General features: G+C 68.0%; 13 protein-coding genes. 10 read left to right on the forward strand and 3 right to left on the reverse strand.

Annotated features, from left to right (window positions below):
* The first annotated feature begins 5 nt into the window (after positions 1–5).
* The 6 genes from L0D17_RS07645 to L0D17_RS07670 all read left to right on the forward strand — a co-directional run bounded on the left by L0D17_RS07645 (position 6) and on the right by L0D17_RS07670 (position 8,591).
* A complete protein-coding gene (locus tag L0D17_RS07645) occupies positions 6–2,228 on the forward strand; it encodes a DEAD/DEAH box helicase (protein ID WP_243094659.1) in 2,223 nt (740 codons plus the stop codon).
* A 106-nt stretch (positions 2,229–2,334) separates the two neighbouring features.
* Positions 2,335–2,808: a hypothetical protein gene (locus L0D17_RS07650; RefSeq protein ID WP_243094660.1), complete on the forward strand. Its 474-nt coding sequence runs from the start codon at positions 2,335–2,337 to the stop codon at positions 2,806–2,808.
* 52 nt (positions 2,809–2,860) lie between these two features.
* The gene (locus tag L0D17_RS07655; protein ID WP_243094661.1) at positions 2,861–3,259 is read left to right on the forward strand and encodes a hypothetical protein; all 399 of its coding nucleotides are present in this window, start codon (positions 2,861–2,863) and stop codon (positions 3,257–3,259) included.
* A 2-nt stretch (positions 3,260–3,261) separates the two neighbouring features.
* Complete coding sequence (locus tag L0D17_RS07660; protein ID WP_243094662.1) at positions 3,262–5,856, forward strand: adenylate/guanylate cyclase domain-containing protein; 2,595 nt, start codon at positions 3,262–3,264, stop codon at positions 5,854–5,856.
* On the forward strand, positions 5,835–7,568 hold the full coding sequence (dnaG, locus tag L0D17_RS07665) for a DNA primase (protein WP_243094663.1): 1,734 nt from the start codon (positions 5,835–5,837) through the stop codon (positions 7,566–7,568). Before L0D17_RS07660 ends, dnaG begins: the two co-directional genes overlap by 22 nt.
* 39 nt (positions 7,569–7,607) lie before the next feature.
* Positions 7,608–8,591 carry a malate dehydrogenase gene (locus L0D17_RS07670; protein WP_071677461.1) on the forward strand — a complete coding sequence of 328 codons (984 nt, stop codon included), beginning with the start codon at positions 7,608–7,610 and terminating at the stop codon, positions 8,589–8,591.
* A gap of 6 nt (positions 8,592–8,597) precedes the next feature.
* Here L0D17_RS07670 and L0D17_RS07675 read toward each other — a convergent pair whose 3' ends face one another.
* Both L0D17_RS07675 and L0D17_RS07680 read right to left on the reverse strand, forming a co-directional pair.
* Positions 8,598–9,059: a phosphoribosyltransferase gene (locus L0D17_RS07675; RefSeq protein ID WP_039455771.1), complete on the reverse strand. Its 462-nt coding sequence runs from the start codon at positions 9,057–9,059 to the stop codon at positions 8,598–8,600.
* The gene (locus L0D17_RS07680) at positions 9,059–10,276 is read right to left on the reverse strand and encodes an aspartate kinase (RefSeq protein WP_039455769.1); all 1,218 of its coding nucleotides are present in this window, start codon (positions 10,274–10,276) and stop codon (positions 9,059–9,061) included. Before L0D17_RS07680 ends, L0D17_RS07675 begins: the two co-directional genes overlap by 1 nt.
* Positions 10,277–10,364: 88 nt before the next feature.
* On the opposite strand from L0D17_RS07680, the gene L0D17_RS07685 reads away from it, so the two are divergent.
* Genes L0D17_RS07685 through L0D17_RS13795 form a run of 4 tightly spaced genes read left to right on the forward strand, consistent with a single transcriptional unit; the run spans position 10,365 to position 13,439 of the window.
* Complete coding sequence (locus L0D17_RS07685; RefSeq protein ID WP_071677460.1) at positions 10,365–11,498, forward strand: methyltransferase; 1,134 nt, start codon at positions 10,365–10,367, stop codon at positions 11,496–11,498.
* Positions 11,495–12,811, forward strand: coding sequence for an RNA polymerase sigma factor RpoD (gene rpoD, locus L0D17_RS07690; protein ID WP_039455765.1), 1,317 nt, complete (start codon positions 11,495–11,497; stop codon positions 12,809–12,811). Before L0D17_RS07685 ends, rpoD begins: the two co-directional genes overlap by 4 nt.
* Before the next feature lie 43 nt (positions 12,812–12,854).
* Positions 12,855–13,280, forward strand: coding sequence for a hypothetical protein (locus L0D17_RS07695; protein WP_243094664.1), 426 nt, complete (start codon positions 12,855–12,857; stop codon positions 13,278–13,280).
* 33 nt (positions 13,281–13,313) lie between these two features.
* Positions 13,314–13,439 (forward strand): EamA family transporter, encoded by a 126-nt coding sequence (locus L0D17_RS13795; RefSeq protein ID WP_243094665.1) that lies wholly within the window; start codon positions 13,314–13,316, stop codon positions 13,437–13,439.
* On the opposite strand, the gene L0D17_RS07705 is transcribed toward L0D17_RS13795, so the two are convergent.
* Positions 13,423–13,929: a 2'-5' RNA ligase family protein gene (locus tag L0D17_RS07705; protein WP_243094666.1), complete on the reverse strand. Its 507-nt coding sequence runs from the start codon at positions 13,927–13,929 to the stop codon at positions 13,423–13,425. The two genes, L0D17_RS13795 and L0D17_RS07705, sit on opposite strands and share 17 nt — an antisense overlap.
* Positions 13,930–14,071 lie beyond the last annotated feature (142 nt).

Here is a 14,071-nt window from a genome sequence, read left to right on the forward strand (position 1 = left end):
AAGGGGTGTTGCCCGAGGCCCTAAGAGGATGGGAGAGCTACCGGGAGTGGCTCGAGGCCGACCCCGAGTTCCAAGGGCGCATCGCCTTCGCCCGGCTCCTCCCGAAAAGGCCCCCGGAAAGGACCCCACCCCACGGCCCCTTCGCCGGGGTCCTGGAAGCCTTGGGCCTGGTCCCCTTCCGCCACCAGCAAGAGGCCCTGGACCGGGTGGCCGAGGGGCAGAACCTGGTCATGGCCTACTCCACCGCCGCGGGGAAAAGCCTCGTCTTCCAGGCGCCCGTGCTCAAGGCCGCCTTGGAGGGGGAGACGAGCCTCCTCCTCTTCCCCACCAAGGCCCTGGCCCACGACCAGCTAAAGCGCCTCCGGGCCATGGCGGAGGCCCTGGGGATCCAGGGGGTTTACCCTTACGACGGGGACACCCCCGCCGCCACCCGCCGGAAGGCCCGGGAGGAGGGGAGGGTCCTCCTCTCCAACCCCGACATGCTCCACTTCGGCCTCCTGCCCCGGCACGGGGAGTGGGCCCCCTTCCTCGCCCGCCTCCGCTACCTCGTCCTGGACGAGCTGCACGCTTACCGGGGGGTCTTCGGCACCCACGTGGCCCTGGTCCTCTTCCGCCTCCTGCGCCTCGCCCGCCACTACGGGGCGGACCCCCAGGTGATCGCCGCCAGCGCCACCATCGGCAACGCCAGGGAGCACGCGGAAAACCTCACGGGCCTCCCCTTCGTGGAGCTCCAAGAAGAGGTGGCCCGTTCTGAAAGGGAGCTTTTGGTCCTCCTCCCCAAGCCCCTGGACCGAAGGGGGGAAAGGCGGCGAAGCCCCCTTTTGGAGGCGGCCTACCTGGCCCGGGCCCTGGCGGAAGGAGGGCTTCGCGCCCTAGTCTTCGCCAACGCCCGCAAAAGCGCCGAACTTATCGCCCGCTACGCCGCCCACCCCGCGGTGCGCCCCTACCGGGCGGGCTACACCGCCCGGGAAAGGCACCGGCTGGAGGAGGCCCTGAAGGAGGGGACGGTGCGGGTCCTGGTGAGCACCAGCGCCTTGGAACTCGGGGTGGACATCGGCGAACTGGACGCCGTGGTCCTGGTGGGCTACCCGGGCTCGGTTTCCGCCTTCTGGCAGCGGGCGGGGCGGGCGGGGCGGGGGGAGCGGCGGGCCCTGGTGGTTTATATCCCCCGGGAAGACCCCTTGGACGAGTACTTCCTCCACCGCCCCGAGCTCCTCCTCCAAACCCCCCCCGAGGTGGCGGTAGCAGACCCCAAGAACCCGGTGCTTTGCCCCTTGCACCTCCACGCCGCCGCCTGGGAGATACCCCTCCTGCGGGAAGAGGTGCGCTGCCGGGAGGCGCTGGCCGAACTTCAGGAGAAGGACGGCCGCTTCTACACCCCAAGGCGGCGGCCCCACCGGGAGATCTCCTTGCGGGGCCTTGGGGCCACCTTCACCCTAAGGGGGCCGGAGGGGGAGGTTCTGGGCTACCTGGACGAGCGCCAGGCCTACTGGGAGGCCCATCCCGGGGCCATTTACCTCCACGGGGGGGAAAGCTACCTGGTGCGGAACGTGGACCCCGCGCGGCGGGAGGTGTGGCTCCTCCCCGCCCTGGAGGACTACTACACCGAGCCCCGGGCGGAAACGGACCTGGAGGTCCTCTCCGGGGAGCCCGTGGGCCAGGGGGTCTACGTGGGCAAGGTGGTGATCCGGGAGCGGGTGGTGGGCTACGTGAAGAAGCGCTTTTTCACGGGAAGCGTCCTGGAGGAGGTACCCCTGGAGCTCCCCGAGATCTCCTTCCCCACGGAGGCCTTGTGGTTCCACCCCCTCGAGGCGGTGCCCCCCCACCAGATCCCTGGGGGCATCCACGCCCTGGAACACGCCATGATCGGCCTCCTGCCCCTCTTCGTCCTGGCGGAAAGGCAGGACATCGGGGGCATCTCCTACCCCTTCTATCCCAGGCCCCTCCCCTCCGGGCAGGGCCCCACCATCTTCATCTACGACGGCTACCCCGGGGGCGTGGGCTACGCCCGGGCCGCAGCCCAGCGCTTTGCGGAGTGGGTGCGGGCCACCTTTGAGCTCCTAAAGGGTTGCCCCTGCGAGGAGGGCTGCCCCCGGTGCGTCCTCTCCCCCAAGTGCGGCAACGGCAACCAGTACCTGGACAAGAAGGCGGCGCTCCGCCTGGCCGAGGCCCTGGCCTGGCAACTGGCGTGGGGCCTTGACGGCACTCCTAGACGAATCACAAACTGAAGCCATGAAGGGATTAAACGCGCTTTTTATACCGGGTATTCTTCTACTGGGGCTCCTCAGCGCCTGCACCCAAGGGCCATCCCTTAGCGCCCAGGACGTGGAGGCCATGGTGAAGCCCCTGGCTCCCTTGCTTGTGCCCGAAGCCCCCGAGCCCCAAGGAAGCTTAAGCCCGGCGGGCGTCAGCCTCACCTTGACCAAGGTCTGCCCCGCCGGGGGGAGTCTGGCGGTCCAGCACAGCGCCGACTGGAGCGAAAACGGGGGGAGCTTCTCGGGGAGCCTCCAAGGGGAGCGGTGCGCCTTCGCCGAGCCCGAGCCGCTGGAGTACCGCAACCTTTCCCTCACGTACACCGGCTGGGCCCAAGGCACGGGGAGCGCGGCCTCCTTCGTTTACCACCACCAAGGCCAGGGCCAGGCCATCTTCCGGGGCCAAACCTATAGCCTGCGGCTTTCCCTGGACATTCGGGTCCAGGCCGTGTACGAGAACGGCTTCGCCCTGAGCTACACCCTCTCCGGAACCACCTGGGTGAACGAGCGGGCCTACCCCGTGGAGGAGCGGTTCACCCTCACCTACACCCCCTAACCCCCCCAAGGCCGGCTTCCCAGGGGCCCTTCGGGGCCCTTAAACTTTTCCCATGGCCCCGGTGGAGGAAAGCCCCGAAACCTTTTACGCCCGCTTCCGGGAACACGCCATTTTGGCCCACCTTTTCCCCGAGCCCTGGGGGAGCCCCCTCCTCGAGGCCCTGGCGGAGGGCGTCCTGGTCTACGCCTTTGACCGGGGTGCCCCCCCGGCCCCCACGGGACCCACCCGCGTCCTCCTCCACGGGGTGGTGGCGGAGGCCAGGCCCCTGGAAGGCGTCCCCTTCCTGGAACGAAAAAAGGACCGCTACCGCCTGGGCGGGGAGGCGGTGCCCCTAGGGGAAGGGTTTTACCTCCTAAAGGCCCCCCTTCCCGTGGTGGTCCACGCCGAGGCTCCCCTGCCCCCCAAGGCCGAGGTCCTCCTCCACCCTCCCCTAATGCTCTTCCGGGAGTAGCCGTGCGCTGCGAGTGCGGGCACAAAAACCCCCCCGAGGCCCGGTTCTGCATGGCCTGCGGCCGGGCCTTGGGGGTCCTCCTGCCCGAGGAGCGGCGCTTCGTGAGCGTGGTCTTCTTTGACCTGGTGGACTCCACCCGGGGTTTCCAGGAAGGCCTAGACTCCGCCTACGCGCGGCTGCAGGAGGCCCTGGAGGAAGCGGCCCGCGCCGCCCGGGCCAAGGGCGGGTTCGTCCACCGCTTTTTGGGGGACGGGATCCTGGTGCTCTTCGGGGCCCCCAGGGCCCGGGGCCTGGAGCCCTGGCGGGCCCTGGAAGCGGCCTTAGACATGGTGAAGGCCTCCCCCTTCCCCGCCCGGGCCGGGGTCGCCAGCGGGGAGGTGCTCTGGGCCCCCTTGGGAAGCGGCCAAGCGGGGGAGCCCACGGCAGTGGGTAGCCCCGTGGTCCTGGCGGAGCGGCTTTCCAAGCTGGCGGCCCCGGGGGAGGTCCTGGCGGACGCCGCCACCTTGGCCTTGGCCAAAGGGGCCCAAGCGGAGTTCTTGGGCCAGCGGGAGGCCCGGGGCCTGGGATGGGTGGCGGTGCACCGGGTAAGGAGGGTGGAAATGGCCCTGGACCCCGAGGAACAGGCCCTCCTTCAGGAACTGCACCGGGCCCTGGCCCACCCCCCCGCTCGGCTCAACCTGGTGGGCCCCCCGGGAAGCGGCAAGAGCTTTCTCTTGACCAAGTTTTTGGAAAACCCGCCCTTTCCCGTGGCCCTCCTGGAGCGCATGGGCCCGGAAACCCCCTTGCGGGCAAGCCTCCGCCAGGCGGTGGAAGGCGCCTTAGGCCACCCCGAGGCCCTTTTAGCCCAGGCGGGCCTCCCCCCCAGGCTGGCCCTGGCCTTCCGTTATAGCCTCGGCCTCGAGGCCCGCCCCTCCTGGGGCCGGGAAGAGTTGGAGCAGGCGATCCTCGAGGCTTGGAAGCAACTCCTAGCCACCCTGGGAAAACCGCTTCTTATCGTCCTAAAGGACCTCCACGCCCCCGACCCCACCTTGGAGCGCTTTCTCCACACCGAGCTTCCGGCCAACGTCTGCCTTCTGGTGGAAAGCCGCCTCCCCCTCTTCGCCCCCAGCCTGGCCCTAAGCGGCAGGAAGGCACCCCCCCTCCTCGCCCTCCAGCCCGCCCTAGACGCCTTGCCCCCGGCGGAGCGGCGGGCCCTGTTGGCCTACGGGGTCTTGGGAGAAGCCCCGGAGGCCTTGGTGAGGAAGCTGGTGGAGCCCTTCTCCAAGGCGAGGCTTCTTAAGGAAGGGCTTCTGCGAGGGGAAACCCCCCTACCCGAGGTGCAGGAAGTGGCCCTCACCCTGGTGCCCGAGGCCACGGCCAAGGCCTGGCACCAGGAGGCCGCCCACTTCCACCTGGAAGGAGGCCATCTGGCCCAGGCCGCCTCCCACCTGGCCCAAGCCGGGAAAGCCCGGGAGGCGGCGCAGATCCTCCGCTCCCTGGCCCAGGCCGCCTGGAGAAAGGGCCACCCAGAAAAGGCCCTCCCCCTCTACCAGGAGGCGATCCGGGTAGCTCCCCCCTCTTGGAGGGACTTCTTGGAAGCGGAGCTTCGGGACGCCCACGCCTCCTTGGGCCTGGGGGAGGAGGCCCCGGGAGGCCCCAGGTCCCAAGACCCCATCCTCGAGGCCTTCCGGGAGGCCAAAGACCCCATGGACCTCCTCCCCCTCCTCCCCGGGCTCAAGCCCTACCCCCTGGAGGAGGCCCAGGCCCGCCTCCTCCTGGCCGGGGCCCTTTGGCGCCGCTTCCAACCCCAGCGGGCCCTGGAGGTGCTAACCCCCTTCCACCCCGCCCTACCCCCAGCCCTCCACCTCCACCGCCAAAGCCTCTTGGCGGGCCTCCTCATGGACTTGGGCCACTACGCCGAGGCGGAAGCCCTCCTCGCCCAGGAAGGGAAGGGAGACCTCGAGGCCCTCACCCGCTTCCGCGCCACCCGGATCCGCCTCCTCGTGGAAACGGGCCGCCTGCCCCAAGCCCTGGTGGAGGGGGAGGCGTGGTACCACGAAGCCCCCCATCCTTGGCTCGCCGCCGCCCTCCTCAGCGCCTGGACCCTCCGGGGCCGCTTCCGAGAGGACCTTTTCCAGGAGGCCCTAAAGCACCCGGACGGCCGGGGCCTCGCCGCCTTGGCCCTGGCCCACCACCGCTGGCACCAGGGCCTGGACCCCGTGCCCCTCCTCAAAGAGGCCCTGCGGGAAGCCCGCCGCCTTTCCAATCCCTACGTGCACCACCTGGCCCTCACCTCCTTGGCCCTTTACCTCTGGCCCTCAGCCCCCAGGAAGGCCCAGGCCCTCTCCCAGCACCTCCTCTACCAGACCCACCGCACGGGCTTCGCCGTGCACCACGAGGTGGCGAGACTCCTAAGGGCCCAGCTCCTCCTGGAAAGCGGGGAACCCGTGGAGCACCTCCTGGGGTTCTCCCCTTCCGTCCCCTTGACCCAAGCCTGGCACGGCCTCCTGGCCGGAAAACCCCCGGGGCGGGAGCTCAGGGGATACGGTATCCTGGGGAGGTGGGTTCAGCGCCTTTGGCTTGAGCGGGGGATGGCATGGACACGGCGCAAGCGGTAGAGGCCATCAAGCGCCGCCTCTCCTTGAAGGAGGTGGTTTCCCGCTACGTGGCCCTGAAGCCCGCGGGCCGGGGGCGGTGGAAGGGCCTATGCCCCTTCCACCAGGAAAAGACCCCCTCCTTCTACGTGGACGAGGAGAAGGGCCTCTTCCACTGCTTCGGGTGCAAGGCGGGCGGGGACCTTTTCGCCTTCGTGGAGCGCATAGAGGGGTTGGACTTCCCCGCCGCCCTGGAGCGCCTGGCGGAGGAGGCCGGGGTGGAGCTTCCGCAAAAGCCCGGCGCCCCGCAAAATCGGAAGGAGCTCCTCGAGGTCCTGCGCCTGGCCCAGGCCTACTTCCAAGAGGCCCTCGCCGCCTCGGAGGAGGCCAAGGGCTACCTGCAAAGCCGGGGTCTTAGCAAGGAAAGCGTGGCCCGCTTCGGCTTGGGCTACGCCCCGGCCAAGGCCGATGGCCTCCTCACCCACCTCGTGCGCCACGGGGTGAGCCCGGAGGAGGGCCTGAAGGCGGGGGTGCTGGCGGAAAAGGAGGGGCGCTTTTTTGACCGCTTCCGCCACCGCATCACCTTCCCCATCAAGGACCACCTGGGCCGCATCGTGGCCTTCACGGGGAGGGCCTTGGGGGAGGAAACCCCCAAGTACCTGAACTCCCCAGAAACCCCCCTCTTCCGCAAGCGGGAGGTCCTCTTCGCCTACCCCGAGGCCAAGGCTAGGCTCCGGGAAGGGCGGGCCATCGTGGTGGAGGGCCTTTTTGACGCCATCGCCCTGCACCAGATGGGCTTTGGGGAAACCGTGGCCGTGCTGGGCTCCGGGCTTTCCGAGGAGCAGGCCCGGCTTTTAAAAAGCCAAGAGGTGCGGGAGGTCTACCTGGCCTTTGACGCCGACGAGGCGGGGCAGAAGGCCGCCTTGCAGAGCCTGGACCTGGAGATGGCGCGGCAGTTTCTCTTCTACGCCGTGCGCCTGCCCGTGAAGGACCCCGGGGAGCTCCTCCTTTTGGAAGACGGCCCCGCCCGCTTCCAGAAGGCCTTGGAAGCGGCGCTCCCGGAGGTGGAGTTCCGCTTCCAGGAGGCCGCCAAGGGCCTAGACCTCACCCGGCCGGAGCACAAGCGGAAGGTCCTCGAGGCCCTCACCCCGAGGATGCTTTCCCCCGAGCCCTTTGACCCCGTGGCCGAGCGGCTTAAGGCCCTGGTGGTGGAAAAGCTGGGCCTTTCCCCGAGGCAACTGGAGGAGTACCTGGCAAGCCGCAAACGAGGCCGGCCCGCCCCACCCCCGCCCCCCAAGGCCGAGCCCAAGGACCGGGCCCTCCTTTTGGAGCTGGACGTCATGGCCCTCCTCCTTTCCCTTCCCGAGGAGCGCTTCTTGGACTGGGTCCTCTACGTTTCCGACCACGTCTGGCCCCCCGCAGGCTCCCTCCTCGCCGAGTTTTTGGACCTGGCCCGGCGGGAACCCCGGCGGGACTACCTGAGGCAGGTGCTAAGCCGCAAGGAGGCGGGGGGGCTCTTCTTGGAAAAGCTCATGATGGCCCCACCCCTGGAAGAACCCCGCTTCCCCGAGGTCATGGAAAAGACCCTCGCCCGCCTGCGGGAGGCCTACTACCTGGAACGGCGGGCCAAACTCAAGGCCCTTCTGGCCCAGGAACCCCGGATGGAGCTCCTTAAGGAGATCCAGGAGCTGGACCAGGCCATTGAGGCGGAGCGGCGCATCTACCGGGGGCTTTAGCGTAAAATCCCCTTGGGCGTAAGCCCAAAGGAGGGAAGCATGAAAAGCCCTGTTCGCGTGGCGGTCACCGGCGCCGCAGGCCAGATCGGTTATAGCCTTCTCTTCCGCATCGCCGCGGGGGAGATGCTGGGCAAGGACCAGCCCATCATCCTGCAGCTTCTGGAAATCCCCCAAGCCCTGAGAGCCCTAGATGGGGTCATCATGGAGCTGGAGGACTGCGCCTTCCCGCTTTTGGCCGGGGTGGTGGCCACCGACGACCCCAAGGTGGCCTTTAAGGACGCCGACTACGCCCTTCTGGTGGGGGCGGCCCCCCGTAAGGCGGGCATGGAGCGGCGCGACCTCCTGGAGATGAACGGCAAGATCTTCACCGAGCAGGGCCGGGCCCTGGCGGAGGTGGCCAAGAAGGAGGTGAAGGTGCTGGTGGTGGGCAACCCCGCCAACACCAACGCCCTCATCGCCTACAAGAACGCCCCGGGCCTAAACCCCCGGAACTTCACCGCCATGACCCGCCTGGACCACAACCGGGCCAAGGCCCAGCTGGCCAAGAAGACGGGGGTGGCCGTGGACCGGATCCGCCGCATCGCCGTCTGGGGCAACCACTCCTCCACCATGTTCCCCGACCTCTTCCACGCCGAGGTGGACGGGAAGCCGGCCCTGGAACTCGTGGACATGGAATGGTACGAGAAGGAGTTTATCCCCACCGTGGCGGGGCGGGGTGCGGCCATCATCCAGGCCCGGGGGGCCTCCAGCGCCGCCAGCGCCGCCAACGCCGCCATTGAGCACATCCGCGACTGGGCTTTGGGCACGCCGGAGGAGGACTGGGTATCCATGGCCGTCCCCTCCCAAGGGGAGTACGGCATCCCCGAGGGCATCGTCTACTCCTTCCCCGTGACCGCCAAGGACGGGGAGTACCGCATTGTGGAGGGGCTTACCATCAACGAGTTCGCCCGCAAGCGCATGGAAATCACGGCCCAAGAGCTCCTGGACGAGATGGCGCAGGTGAAGGCCCTAGGCCTCATCTAAGGCCTTCTAAAGCCAGACCTCGGGGGCCCAGGGATAGACCACCCAGGCCCCCGTTTCCTTGGCGTAGAAATCGGGGCGGTCCGGCACCCGGTTGCGGCCCGGTTTGAAGTGGAGGGTAGCCACCACGGGCACACCCCCCGCCCTTTGGATGCGCCCCTTCACGGCGAAAGCGGTGCGCCCCGAGTCCCAGACGTCGTCCACCACCAAGACCCGCTTGCCGAAGAGGAGGGGGTCAGGGGGGAACTGGAGGAAAACGGGCTCGGGCAGGGTTTCCTCCCCCTCTTCGTAGAACATCACCGCCGCGGTGAGGATGTTGCGGATGGAAAGGGCCTGGGCCAGGAGGGCCGCGGGGATGAGGCCCCCCCGGGCGATGCCCAGGAGGAGGTCAAAGGGCTCTTCCCCAAGCTTCCCGGCCAGGAGGCGGACCAAGGCGAGAAGCTCGTCCCACGAAGGCGCCTCCCGCTCCATCAGGGCTTATCCAGTTCAAAGGCCTGGTGCACAGCGCGCAGGGCGGCCTCGGCGTACTCGGCGGGGATGATGACGGAGATGCGCACCTCGCTGGTGGCGATCATCTCAATGTTGGCCCCGGTGGAGGCCACCGCCTGGAACATCTTGGCGGGGATCTCCGGGGCCGAGGCGAGCCCCACCCCCACGATGGAAACCTTGGCGATGTCCGGCCTCAGGATAGCCTCCCCGCCAATCTCCGCCAAGACGGGCTCCAGGGCCTCGAGGGCCTCCTGGGCGAAGTCCTTCTTCACGGTGAAGGCCATTTGCTGCCGGGAAGGGTCGTGGCCGGGCACCCCTTGGATGATCATGTCCACGGCGATGCCCCGCTCCGCCAAGGCCTGGAAGACCTTGGCGGCGATGCCCGGCTGGTCGGGAATGCCGATAAGCCCGATCTGGGCGTGGTCCAGGTCCAAGGCCGCGCCCGTCACCACCTTGCCCATTTCCATGTCAACCTCCTTCACCAGGGTACCGGGGTTGTAGGAGAAGCTGGAGCGCACGTGAAGCACCACCCCGTAGCGCTTGGCGTAGTAGACGGCCCGGGGGTGGAGCACCCTGGCCCCCAGGGCCGCCATCTCCAGCATCTGGTCGTAGCCGATGACGTCCAGCTTCCGCGCCTCGGGGATTAGGTGGGGGTCGGTGGTGTAGACCCCTTCCGTGTCCGTGTAGATCTCGCACTCCTTGGCCCCCAAGGCGGCGGCGATGGCCACGGCGGTGGTGTCCGAACCGCCGCGGCCCAAGGTGGTGATCTCCCCCTCCGGGGTGGTGCCCATAAAGCCGGCGATCACCGCCACGTAGCCCCCGTCCATGGCCTCTTGGATGCGCCTCGGGTCCACCTCGAGGATGCGGGCATCCCCGTAGCGGCCGTCGGTGGTGATGCCGATCTGGTGCTGGACAAACCCCTTGGCGGGGATGCCCATGGCCCAAAGCTGCATGGAAAGGAGGGCCACGGAAACCTGCTCCCCCGTGGTGGTGAGGAGGTCCAGCTCGCGAAAGGGGGGTCTCGGGTTCACCCGCTTGGCCAGGGCGATGAGCTCGTCCGTGGTGTGCCCCATGGCCGAGACCACCACCGCAAGTTTATGCCCCTTCTCCCGGTAATGGGCGATGCGCTGGGCCACCTTGTGGATGCGCTCTAGGTCGCCCACGGACGTGCCGCCGTACTTTTGAACCACCAGGGCCACGCTCGCCTCCTTCCCGCCCCAGGGGCGGTTTGAAGAGGAATACTATCACATTTGCCCTTCCTCCCCAAGCCCCGTATCCTGAAAAGACGTGAGCCTGACCCTCGAGGCCTACCACCGCCTCACCCCCCTGCCCCGGGAAGGCGGCCTTCTTTACGTGAAACCGGGCGCCCGGGGCTACCGGGACCCCGTCTACGATGCCTTGCAAAAGGCCGTGGCCCCCTTTGGGGAGCGCGCCTTGGACCTGAACCCCGGCGTGGGCTGGGGCAGCCTCCCCCTGGAAGGGCGCATGGCGGTGGAACGGCTGGAAACCTCCCGGGCCGCTTTCCGCTGCCTAGCGGCGAGCGGCCTAGGGGCTCGGCTTGCCCCCCCATGGGAGGTGGAGGAAGGCGCTTATGACCTGGTGGTCCTGGCGCTCCCCGCAGGCCGGGGGACCGCCTACGTGGAGGCCACCTTGCTGTCCGCCGCCCGGGCCTTGCGCCTTGGGGGAAGGGTCTACCTGGCGGGGGACAAGAACAAGGGCTTTGAGCGCTACTTCAAGGAGGCCAGGGCCCTTTTCGGGTACGGGGAGGTCATCCAGCGGGAAGGCCCCGTGCGGGTGGCCCTCCTGGAAAAGGAGAAGGAGGCCCCACCCCTGCCTCCCCTTTGGCGAAGCTTCCAGGCAAAGCTTCTTGGGGAAACCTTCACCTTTCACCACCTTCCCGGGGTCTTCTCCGCCGGCAAGGTGGACCCCGCCTCCATCCTGCTCCTCCAAGCCCTCCGGAACGCCCTAGGCCCGGAAGGGGTGCGGGGCAAGCGGGTGCTGGACCTGGGGGCAGGCTACGGAGCCCTCACCTTGCCCCTCGCCCAGTGGGGCGGCGAGGTGACGGCGGTGGAGGACGATCTGGTCTCGGTACTCTCCCTAAACCGGAGCTTGGCGGAAAACCGCCTCCAGGCGCGAGTCCTGCACTCGGACGTGGACGAGGCCTTGACGGAAGGGGAGCAGTTTGACATCATAGTTACGAACCCCCCTTTTCACGTGGGGGGTGCGGTCATCCTGGATGTGGCCCAGGCGTTCGTGGAAGCGGCGGCGGCCCGGCTAGCGCCGGGCGGTGGGTTTTTCCTGGTGGCGAACCCCTTTCTCAAGTACGAGCCCTTGCTGGAGGAGCGCTTCGGCGCCTTCAAAACCCTCTTGGTGAGGGAGTACAAGGTGCTTTACGCCCAAAAGGAGGGAGGACGGCGTTGAAAAAGGCCAAGACCAAGAAGACGAAGGTGCAGGAGACCGAGGCCAAGGACACCCTCACCGCCTTAGAAGCCCTTCCGGAGGCGGAGGCCCCGGGGGAGGACCTCGCCGACCTCCCCGACCCCGATCCCGAGCTCTTGGAAGCCGAGGGGGACCTCGCCCTTTTGGACGAAGGGCTGGACTTGGACGCCGACCTCCTCCTCCCCGAGGCGGAGGGTGAGGAGGTTTTTGAGGAGGCGGAGGAGGAGGAACTCGTCCTTCCCAAGGTTTCCACCTCTGACCCCGTGCGCCAGTACCTGCACGAGATCGGGCAGGTGCCCCTCCTCACCCTGGAAGAGGAGATTGAGCTCGCAAGGAAGGTGGAGGAGGGCATGGAGGCCATCAAGAAGCTCTCCGAAGCCACGGGGCTGGACCAGGACCTCATCCGCGAGGTGGTGCGGGCCAAGATCCTGGGCACCGCCCGCATCCAGGAAATCCCCGGCCTCAAGGGCAGGCTGGACCCCCAAACGGTGGAGGAGGTGGATCAGAAGCTAAAAAGCCTCCCCAAGGAGCTCAAGCGCTACCTGCACATCGCCCGGGAAGGGGAGGCGGCGCGGCAACACCTCATTGAGGCCAACCTGCGCCTCGTGGTCTCCATCGCCAAGAAGTACACGGGGCGGGGCCTATCGTTCCTTGACCTCATCCAGGAGGGTAACCAAGGCCTCATCCGGGCGGTGGAGAAGTTTGAGTACAAGCGCCGCTTCAAGTTCTCCACCTACGCCACCTGGTGGATCCGGCAGGCCATCAACCGGGCCATCGCCGACCAGGCCCGCACCATCCGCATCCCGGTTCACATGGTGGAGACCATCAACAAGCTCTCCCGCACCGCAAGGCAACTGCAGCAGGAGCTGGGCCGGGAGCCCACCTACGAGGAGATCGCCGAGGCCATGGGCCCGGGCTGGGACGCCAAGCGGGTGGAGGAAACCCTTAAAATCGCCCAGGAACCCGTGTCCCTGGAAACCCCCATCGGGGACGAGAAGGATAGCTTCTACGGCGACTTCATCCCCGACGAGCACCTTCCCTCCCCCGTGGAGGCGGCGGCGCAAAGCCTCCTTTCCGAGGAGCTGGAAAAGGCCCTCTCCAAGCTCTCCGAGCGGGAGGCCATGGTCCTCAAGCTCCGCAAGGGGCTCATTGACGGCCGGGAGCACACCCTCGAGGAGGTGGGGGCCTACTTCGGCGTGACCCGGGAAAGGATCCGGCAGATTGAGAACAAGGCCCTGAGGAAGCTCAAGTACCACGAGTCCCGCACGCGGAAGCTCCGGGACTTCCTGGACTGAGCCGCCTTCCCCCCAGGCGCTGGCCCCGCTTGGGGCCTTTTTTATGGACGCCACCGGACTCCCCTTGGGCTTCCGCCTCCTTTCCGCCCTCACCTGGGGGTGGGGGACTTTCAGGGGCGGGACGGAGGCCAAAACCGCCCGCAGGCGGTGGTCCTCTGGACCTCCCCCCTGGGAGGGCTCCCCTTCCTGGCTTTGGCCGGGGCCTGCCAGGAGCCCTTCCACCCCCAGGACCTGCCCTTCGCCCTTTGGGGCGGGGCTTTGGGGGTGTGGCTGGCCTCGAGGCCCGAAGGGAGAACCAAGCCCCTGGGCCCTTCTCGCCGGGCTAGGCTTAGGCGGCTTCTACGTCCACATGGACCGGGTGGAAGGCCCCCTCTGGCCCGCCGCCTCGGGCAAGCTCACCGCCTTCGCCCTGGTCCTCCTCTTCTTTCCCCAGCCCAAGGTCCATCTTCCCAAGGCCGTCCCTCCCTGAGTCCTCCTCGCCGCCCAGGCAGGGCGGCTGGACGTGGCCGCCTCGGTTTCCTCCTTCTGCCCCGCCACCACCGTGGCCTTGGCCTGGCTCTTCTTAGGGGAGCGCCTCGGCCCTGCCCGCGCCCTGGGGGTGCTCCTAAGCCTCATCGCCTTGGGTTAAGGAGGGGAAACCGCGCCACCTCCACGAGGTCTTCCCCCTCCCGATCCTTCACCAAGGCCACCTCCTTTACCCAAAAGGAACGCCGGGGCGGGGGGGGAAGCCCTTCCGCCAAGGTTTTGGCCTCCGCTTCGGAAAGCCCCAAGGCCAGGGTAATGTGGGGCAGGTAGCTCGGGCCCTCTATCTCCTTCAAGGGCGGGGCCAGGGGCTCCAGGGCGTGGTAAAGCCGGCGGAAAGGCGTGCCGCCGTAGGCCCGGAGGTAGACCACCCCCTGGGGGAAATAACCCCACCCGCCAAGCCGCAGCCGGAAGGGAGCGTGCCCCCGCAGGATGCCTTCCAAGGCGATCTTCAGGGCCTCCTCTTCATAGGGCCAATCAAAGGGCTGGCGCAGGTTCAGGTGGGGGGGGCCGAACCCCCGCACCCCGTGGTGAGCCTGCAAACCTTCCAAAAAGGCTCGCAGGTCAGGGGGCGGCCACACCAGCACCCCGTACACGCCGCCAGTATACCGGGAAGGCGAGGGCGGCCGAAGGCTTGGCCGGGTACAAGAAAAAGCCCTTTTCGGGACATATTACCCTTGACTGGGCTTGCCTAGTAAATTGCCTTGTACCCCGGAGGGGGCGGGAGAAGGGAGAGAA

Origin of the sequence: Thermus thalpophilus, from assembly GCF_022760915.1 — a bacterium.
GTDB classification, from domain to species: domain Bacteria; phylum Deinococcota; class Deinococci; order Deinococcales; family Thermaceae; genus Thermus; species Thermus thalpophilus.

Coding starts and splice junctions, on each gene's coding strand:
- L0D17_RS07670 (WP_071677461.1), top strand. CDS start 7,608: ATGAAAAGCCCTGTTCGCGTGGCGGTCACCGGCGCCGCAGGCCAGATC.
- L0D17_RS07650 (WP_243094660.1), top strand. CDS start 2,335: ATGGTGAAGCCCCTGGCTCCCTTGCTTGTGCCCGAAGCCCCCGAGCCC.
- L0D17_RS07655 (WP_243094661.1), top strand. CDS start 2,861: ATGGCCCCGGTGGAGGAAAGCCCCGAAACCTTTTACGCCCGCTTCCGG.
- L0D17_RS07675 (WP_039455771.1), bottom strand. CDS start 9,059: ATGGAGCGGGAGGCGCCTTCGTGGGACGAGCTTCTCGCCTTGGTCCGC.
- dnaG (WP_243094663.1), top strand. CDS start 5,835: ATGGACACGGCGCAAGCGGTAGAGGCCATCAAGCGCCGCCTCTCCTTG.
- L0D17_RS07695 (WP_243094664.1), top strand. CDS start 12,855: ATGGACGCCACCGGACTCCCCTTGGGCTTCCGCCTCCTTTCCGCCCTC.